The 6,666-nt window shown below is 74.9% G+C and carries 8 protein-coding genes and 1 rRNA gene; 2 read left to right on the forward strand and 7 right to left on the reverse strand.

What is annotated here, in order from left to right; translation table 11 throughout:
- Positions 1-56 precede the first annotated feature (56 nt).
- From F8271_RS13805 to F8271_RS13820, 4 genes are all read right to left on the reverse strand, one after another.
- Entirely contained in the window at positions 57-941 is an 885-nt protein-coding gene (locus tag F8271_RS13805; protein WP_151490096.1) for an NAD kinase, read from the reverse strand.
- Positions 942-1,011: 70 nt separating this feature from the next.
- Positions 1,012-1,872, reverse strand: coding sequence for a TlyA family RNA methyltransferase (locus F8271_RS13810; RefSeq protein ID WP_151490097.1), 861 nt, complete (start codon positions 1,870-1,872; stop codon positions 1,012-1,014).
- A 20-nt stretch (positions 1,873-1,892) separates the two neighbouring features.
- On the reverse strand, positions 1,893-2,177 hold the full coding sequence (locus F8271_RS13815) for a hypothetical protein (RefSeq protein ID WP_151490098.1): 285 nt from the start codon (positions 2,175-2,177) through the stop codon (positions 1,893-1,895).
- Between the two features lie 28 nt (positions 2,178-2,205).
- Positions 2,206-2,790 carry a phasin family protein gene (locus F8271_RS13820; RefSeq protein WP_151490099.1) on the reverse strand — a complete coding sequence of 195 codons (585 nt, stop codon included), beginning with the start codon at positions 2,788-2,790 and terminating at the stop codon, positions 2,206-2,208.
- A gap of 111 nt (positions 2,791-2,901) precedes the next feature.
- Between F8271_RS13820 and F8271_RS13825 the strand changes: the two genes are divergently transcribed.
- Positions 2,902-3,240, forward strand: a complete 339-nt coding sequence (locus tag F8271_RS13825) for an SCP2 sterol-binding domain-containing protein (RefSeq protein ID WP_121652745.1) — start codon at positions 2,902-2,904, stop codon at positions 3,238-3,240.
- A gap of 19 nt (positions 3,241-3,259) precedes the next feature.
- On the opposite strand, the gene F8271_RS13830 is transcribed toward F8271_RS13825, so the two are convergent.
- Positions 3,260-4,285, reverse strand: coding sequence for an HAD-IIA family hydrolase (locus tag F8271_RS13830; protein WP_151490100.1), 1,026 nt, complete (start codon positions 4,283-4,285; stop codon positions 3,260-3,262).
- Complete coding sequence (locus tag F8271_RS13835) at positions 4,282-5,307, reverse strand: hypothetical protein (RefSeq protein ID WP_225854512.1); 1,026 nt, start codon at positions 5,305-5,307, stop codon at positions 4,282-4,284. Before F8271_RS13835 ends, F8271_RS13830 begins: the two co-directional genes overlap by 4 nt.
- Here F8271_RS13835 and F8271_RS13840 point away from each other — a divergent pair.
- The gene (locus F8271_RS13840; protein WP_151490101.1) at positions 5,296-6,453 is read left to right on the forward strand and encodes a hypothetical protein; all 1,158 of its coding nucleotides are present in this window, start codon (positions 5,296-5,298) and stop codon (positions 6,451-6,453) included. The two genes, F8271_RS13835 and F8271_RS13840, sit on opposite strands and share 12 nt — an antisense overlap.
- Positions 6,454-6,543: 90 nt before the next feature.
- On the opposite strand, the gene rrf is transcribed toward F8271_RS13840, so the two are convergent.
- Positions 6,544-6,660 (reverse strand): 5S ribosomal RNA (rrf, locus tag F8271_RS13845).
- Positions 6,661-6,666: the final 6 nt, after the last annotated feature.

A 6,666-nucleotide genomic window follows, 5' to 3' on the forward strand; every position in this document is an offset into this window, starting at 1 on the left:
AGCGGCGACATGTCGTCAGGTGGACAACCGACGTGCACCGACGGTGCCCGCACGGTTCACCTGCGGCTGCCCCGCCAGCCATGCACCGGAAGCCCGAACTTGGCGACCAGACGGTCGGTGAACGGCCGGGCCCGCAACCGCACGATGCGCACCGGCAGGGCACCCCGCCGCACCGTGACCCGGGCGCCCGGCGGCAGGTCGTAGACCCGCCGACCGTCACAGGAGAGCACGGCGAGGGTCGTGAACGGGTCGACGGTGATGACGAACGTGGACGTCGGTGCGGTGACCAACGGGCGGCTGAACAACGCGTGCGCGCTGATCGGCACCAGCAGCAGCGCCTCCACCTCCGGCCAGACCACCGGGCCACCGCCGGAGAACGCGTACGCGGTGGAGCCGGTGGGGGTGGCGCAGACGACGCCGTCGCAGCCGTAACGCGACAGCGGGCGGCCGTCCACGTCGACGAGCAACTCGAGCATCTGCGCCCGCTCGCCCTTCTCCACGCTGATCTCGTTGAGCGCCCAGGACTCGATGGTGGGGCCGCCGTCGAACTCGGCGGTGACGTCCAGGGTGAGCCGCTCGTCGACGGTGTAGTTACGCCCGACCACGTCACGGACCGCGGTGTCCAGGTCGTCGATCTCCGCCTCGGCGAGGAAACCCACCTTGCCGAGGTTGATGCCGAGCAGCGGTGCCTTCGCCGGCCGGGCCAGCTCCGCCGCGCGCAGGAAGGTGCCGTCCCCACCGAGCGCGAAGACGATCTCGGCGCCCTCGGCGGCCTCCGGGCCGGCGACCGGCACCACGCCGGGCAGGTCGAGGTCGTCGGCCTCGTCGGCGACCACCCGCACCTCGAAACCCGCCGCGATCAGGTCGGCGGCGACCGACCGGGCGTGCTCGGTGCTGCGCCGACGACCGGTGTGTGTGACCAGCAGCGCCGTGCGACTCATCGGACCGGCCGCCCGTCCGCCGTCGTGGCGGCACCACCGCGTACCGGACCGCGCCGCTCGCTGTACGCGTTCACCCTGCGACCTCCTCCGCCGCCGCGTCCGGCACGTCGCCGGTCGTCGTCGGGCCGTCCGGCCCGGCCGCCACCACGGCCCGCACCCGCTGCGGGTCGGCCGGTGGTGCGCCCCGGCGCAACCATACGAAGAACTCCACATTGCCACTCGGCCCGGGCAGCGGGCTGGCCGCCACGTCGGCCAGGCCGAGGCCGAGCCGCTGCGCCGCCGCCGCCACGTCGAGCACCGCCTCGGCGCGCAGCTCCGGCTCACGGACCACACCGCCGGCGCCGACGCGGTCCTTGCCCACCTCGAACTGCGGCTTCACCATCAACGCCAGGTCGCCGTCGTCGCGGGTGCAGCCGGCCAACGCCGGCAGCACCAGCCGCAGCGAGATGAACGACAGGTCGGCCACCGTGAGGTCGACCGGCCCGCCGATCGCCTCCGGTTCGAGGGTACGGACATTGGTGCGCTCCAGGACGCGGACCCGGTCGTCGGTCCGCAGCGACCAGGCGAGCTGGCCGTAGCCGACGTCCACGGCGACCACCTCGGCCGCGTCGGCGCGCAGCAGCACGTCGGTGAAGCCCCCGGTCGAGGCGCCGGCGTCCAGGCAGCGGCGGCCGGCGACGCGCAGCCCGGCGGGGCCGAACGCGGCCAGCGCGCCGGCGAGCTTGTGCCCGCCCCGGGAGACGTACTCCTCGGTGGGGTCGTCGCCGGTGACCAGCAGCGGATCGGCGGGGTCGACCATCGCGGCGGCCTTGCGCGCGGGCACCCCGCGTAGCTGGACCCGGCCGGCCTCCACCAGCGCGGCGGCCTGCTCGCGGGAGCGGGCCAGACCACGGCGGACGAGTTCGGCGTCCAACCGGTTGCGACGTGCCATGGGTGGTTCTCCGGTCTTGCTCAGGTCTGGTCGATGGTGGCGAGGGTTTCCCGCAGCGTCTCGTAGGCCGCCTCGTACTGCGCGATCTGGTCGGCCGGGGCGAGCGTCGCCGCGTTCGCCATGGCCCGCACGGCGGCGTCCACCGCCGGGTGCCGCGCGGCGTCGGCGTCGTCGTCGCCCGGCATGAGGTCGGGGCGGGCGCTCGGCGGCGGACCCGGACGCGCCCCGAACCCACCGGGCGGCGGGCCGGGTCGGATGCCGGGCGCAGGGCCCGGACGCGGGCCGGGCCGGACGTCGCCGCTCACCGGAGGCTCCCGCCGGACGGTACGGCCGTCACGAGTCACCGTCCGGGCGGCGCTTGCGCACGGCCTTCTTCGCCGGCATCGCCGCCAGCGTCGGGGTCTCGTCGCCGGTGCGGCTGATCGTCGCCGGCGGCTTCTTCGCGATGGCCTTCTTGGCGACCGCCTTCTTCGCCACGGCCTTCTTCGCCACCGGGGCGGAGACCGGGGCGCCGGCCGGGCCGTCCGACGGCACCAGGCCGGCGTCGGGCCGCACGGCGCGGGTCGGGTCGGGCTGCGGGGTCGGCCCGGCAGAGGCCGCGCGGGTCGGCTCGGCGGCGCGCGCCTCGCGCAGCTGCCGTTCCAGGTCGCGGACCCGTCGGGTCAGCTCGGCCACCTCGTCGGCGGTGGCCAGGCCGACCGCGCCGAGTGCCCGGTCGACCTCGAAGCGGACCAGCTTGGTCAGCGCCTCGCGGTTGGCGGCGCCGGTGCTCACCAGTTCCTCGCCGAGGGCCTGGAGCTGGGCGGCCGTCGCGCCGCCGGAGCCGACGAGGCGACGCGCCACGTCCTGGGCCCTTTTCCGGGGCGCCTCCGCCAGGCCCATGGCCAGTTCGAGGTAGGCGCGCCACGCGTCCTGCATGCCGGTGTCCTTCCATGGGGCGAGGTGTGCAGGTGTCACGCTACCGGGCACCCCGGACTGTCCTGTGCGGTACGGTGCCGGGAACGGCGTGGCGATCAACGAGGGGGAGATGTGGCCAGCGTGGACGAGTGCCGGCAGGCGTTGCAGGAGCTGGCCGCCCGGTTGGACCGCAATGCCGAGACGGTGCGCGAACGCATCGACCTGGACCGCACGCTGGCCTGCCGGATCACCGACCTGGACACGGCGTTTCACGGCCGGATCAGCGGCGGCCGGCTGATCGAGCTGACCGACGGCGACGACCCCAAAGCCAAGATCGCGCTGAGCACGTCCAGCGACGACCTGCTGGCCCTGGTGCGCGGCGACCTCGACGTCACCGGCGCGGTGACCTCCCGCCGAGTGTCGATCAAGGCGAACCCCTTCGACCTGCTGAAGCTGCGCAAGCTGCTCTGACGAGCGCCCACAGGCCGTCTCACTCGCCGCCGGGTAGCCCGAAGCTCTCCACCGCGCGGGCCGCATCCGGGCCCACCGCGCGGACCGTCGGCGGCGCCGACGCCGACCAGGCCGCCGCGCAGAGCGCGGCCAGCGCGTCCAGCGGCCGACCCGAGCCGGCCAGCTCCACCGTGCCGTCCCGGTCCGTCACGGACCAACCCCCGGCCTCCGTCGAACCCGGGACCCGCACGGCCGCGTCCGGGTCGAACAGCCCCGCCAGGTCCCGTGCCACGAACGTGGGCCGCCGCTGCGGCCCGGCGGCCAGCAGATCGGGTACGCCGCTGACGCCGGTGAGCACGAGCAGACTGTCCAGCCCGGCTCGACGCGCGCCCTCGATGTCGGTGTCCAGGCGGTCACCGACGACCAGCGCCCGGCCACCGTTGCTGCGCCGGGCGGCGGTCTCGAACAACGCCGACTCCGGCTTGCCGACCACCACGTCGGGATCCCGCTGCAACGCGGTACGCAGCACGGCGACCAGCGAGCCGTTACCGGGCAGCGGTCCACGACCGCTGGGCAGGGTCCGATCGGTGTTGGTGGCGATCCAGATCGCACCCGACCGCACCGCCACCGAGGCTTCCGCCAGGTCCGCCCAACCGACCTGCGGGCCGTAGCCCTGCACCACCGCGGCCGGCTTCTCGTCGGCGCGGGAGACCGGGGTCAGGCCGACCGCGCGCACCTCGGCGCGCAGCGCCTCCGCCCCGACGACCAGCACCGGGGCTCCGCCGGGGAGTCGGTCACGCAGCAGTTCGGCCGAGGCCGCCGCGGAGGTGAGCACCTCCTCCGGCCGGGCCGGCACGCCCATCCCGGTCAGCAGGTCGGCGACCTCGCTGGAGCGCCGGGAGGCGTTGTTGGTCGCGTACGCCACCGCCCGGCCCTCGGCGTGCAGCTGGGCCACCGCCTCGACCGCGCCGGGAATCGGCCGGTCGATCAGGTAGATCACCCCGTCCAGGTCGAAGACGACCAGGGTGTACCCGTCGACCAGCCGCTTCCCGGCGTCCGTGCTCACCGCTGCGTCGGCTCCGACTCGTCGCCCCGGGTGGGGGCGGTCCCGTCGGCGACCGGCGCGGTCGCGTCCGACGGTTCGGCGTTCCCGCTCTGGTCGGGGTGCCGGTCCTCGTCCTCGACGTCGACGTCCTCGGCGTCCTCGGAGCGAGCGACCGCGCCGCCCTCCTCGTCGTCGTCGAAGTCCTCGTCGCGGTCGTCGTCCTCGTCGTCGAAGTCCTCGTCGGCTTCGTCGTCGCGGTCGTCGTCCTCGTCGCGGTCGTCGTCCTCGTCGCGGTCGTCGTCCTCGTCGCGGTCGTCGTCCTCGTCGCGGTCGTCGTCCTCGTCGCGGTCGTCGTCGTCCGCGATGTCGTCGGCGTCGGCGGCCAGGTCGGTGTCCGGCTGGGTCGGCACCGCGCCCGGCGTGCCCGGACCGGCGGCGATCTCCTCGGCCTCGTCCTCGTCGTCGCCCTCGATGACAACGCCGTCGAGTTCGAGCAGCCGCTCCGCCGCGTCGGTCTCACCCTCGGTGTCCACGTCGGCGGCGCGGGAGAACCACTCGCGGGCCTCCTCGCGCCGACCCACCGCGAGCAGCGCGTCGGCGTACGCGTACCGCAGCCGCGCCGTCCACGGCACGGTGGCCTCGCTGGTGAGGTCCGGCACCTGGAGCATCGCCACGGCGGCGTCCTTCTGCCCGAGGTCACCCCGGGCGCCGGCGGCGACGATCAGCAGCTCGATCGCGACGGCCTGATCCAGCTTGTCCTGGTCGGCACCGCGGAACAGGTCGATGGCCCGCTCCGGTCGACCCAGGGCACGCTCACAGTCCGCCAGCACGGCCAGGTGACTCTGCAGGCCGCTCATCCGGTGGTACGTCCGCAGCTCGGCGATCGCCGTCTGCCACTCCCCCGCGTGGTACGCGGCCAGACCGACCGCCTCCCGGACAGCGGAGATACGCGAGGCGAGCCGGCGGGCGGCCAGCGCGTGCGCCAACGCCTCCGCCGGGTCCTCGTCGATCAGCTGACCGGTGGCGACCAGGTGCCGGGCCACCGACTCGGCGACCGGCTTGTTCAGCGACAGCAGCTCGGCGCGGACGTCCTTGTCGAGGTCGGTCGCGACGATGTCGTCCGGCAACGCCGGGGCGGACGTGCGCCCACCCTCGTACGACTCGGAGCCCGCGCCACGATCGTCACGGCGGGGCTCACCCTCGCGACGGTCACCGCCACGGAAGCCGCCGCCCTCGCGCGGACCGCTGGGGCGGGAGCCGTCCCGGTCGCCGCCCCGGAAGCCGCCGCCCTCACGACGGTCGCCGCCCCGGAAGCCGCCGTCGCGGTCGCCGCCGCGGAAGCCGCCCTCACGCGGAGCGCCGCCCTCACGACGGTCACCACCGCGGAAGCCGCCGTCGCGGTCGCCGCCGCGGAAGCCGCCCTCACGGGGAGCGCCCGGACGCGAACCGCCACGGTCACCGCCCCGGAAACCACCCTCGCGGTCACCGCCCCGGAAGCCACCCTCACGCGGCGGACCCGACCGGCCACGGTCGCCACCCTGGTAGCCACCCTCGCGACGGTCACCGCCACGGAAGCCACCGTCGCGGTCGCCGCCGCGGAAGCCACCCTCACGCGGAGCGCCACCCTCACGCGGCGGGCCCGACCGGCCACGGTCGCCACCCTGGTAACCACCCTCACGACGGTCACCGCCACGGAAACCACCGTCGCGGTCACCACCACGGAAGCCACCCTCACGCGGAGCGGCCGAGCGCGAACCGTCCCGGTCACCACCGCGGAAACCACCGTCACGGCGGTCACCACCCCGGAAGCCACCGTCGCGGGGTGCACCCGAGCGCGCCCCGTCGCGGAAACCACCCTCGCGACGGTCGCCGCCACGGAAGCCGCCCTCACGCGGGGCGCCCGAGCGCGAACCGTCCCGATCGCCGCCGCGGAAGCCGCCTTCGCGGCGGTCACCACCACGGAAGCCGCCGTCACGCGGAGCGCTGGACCGCGAGCTGTCCCGGTCACCACCACGGGAACCGCCGTCGCGTCCGCCGGCGTATCCGCCCCGGGCGCCGCCAGCGTTGTCCCGGTCACCCCGGTACGGGGGGCGGTCGCGGTCGTCACGGCGCGGGCCGCGGTCGCGTCCAGCCGAGCCGTCCGTACGGTCTTCGTGGCGACGGGGACGATCTCCGCCCTGCGGTCCTGAACTCACAGGTACATCCTTCCTGATTGCGCCACCAATGGCGCTACGCAGTCGAGGGCCGACCCGGATGGGGCGGCCCTCGACTGGAAGATTGTCCGGCGGCGTCCTACTCTCCCACACCCTCACGAGTGCAGTACCATCGGCGCTGGAGGGCTTAGCTTCCGGGTTCGGAATGTTACCGGGCGTTTCCCCTCCGCCATGACCGCCGTAACTCTA

This window comes from Micromonospora sp. ALFpr18c, assembly GCF_008868155.1.
Taxonomy (GTDB): Bacteria; Actinomycetota; Actinomycetes; order Mycobacteriales; family Micromonosporaceae; genus Micromonospora.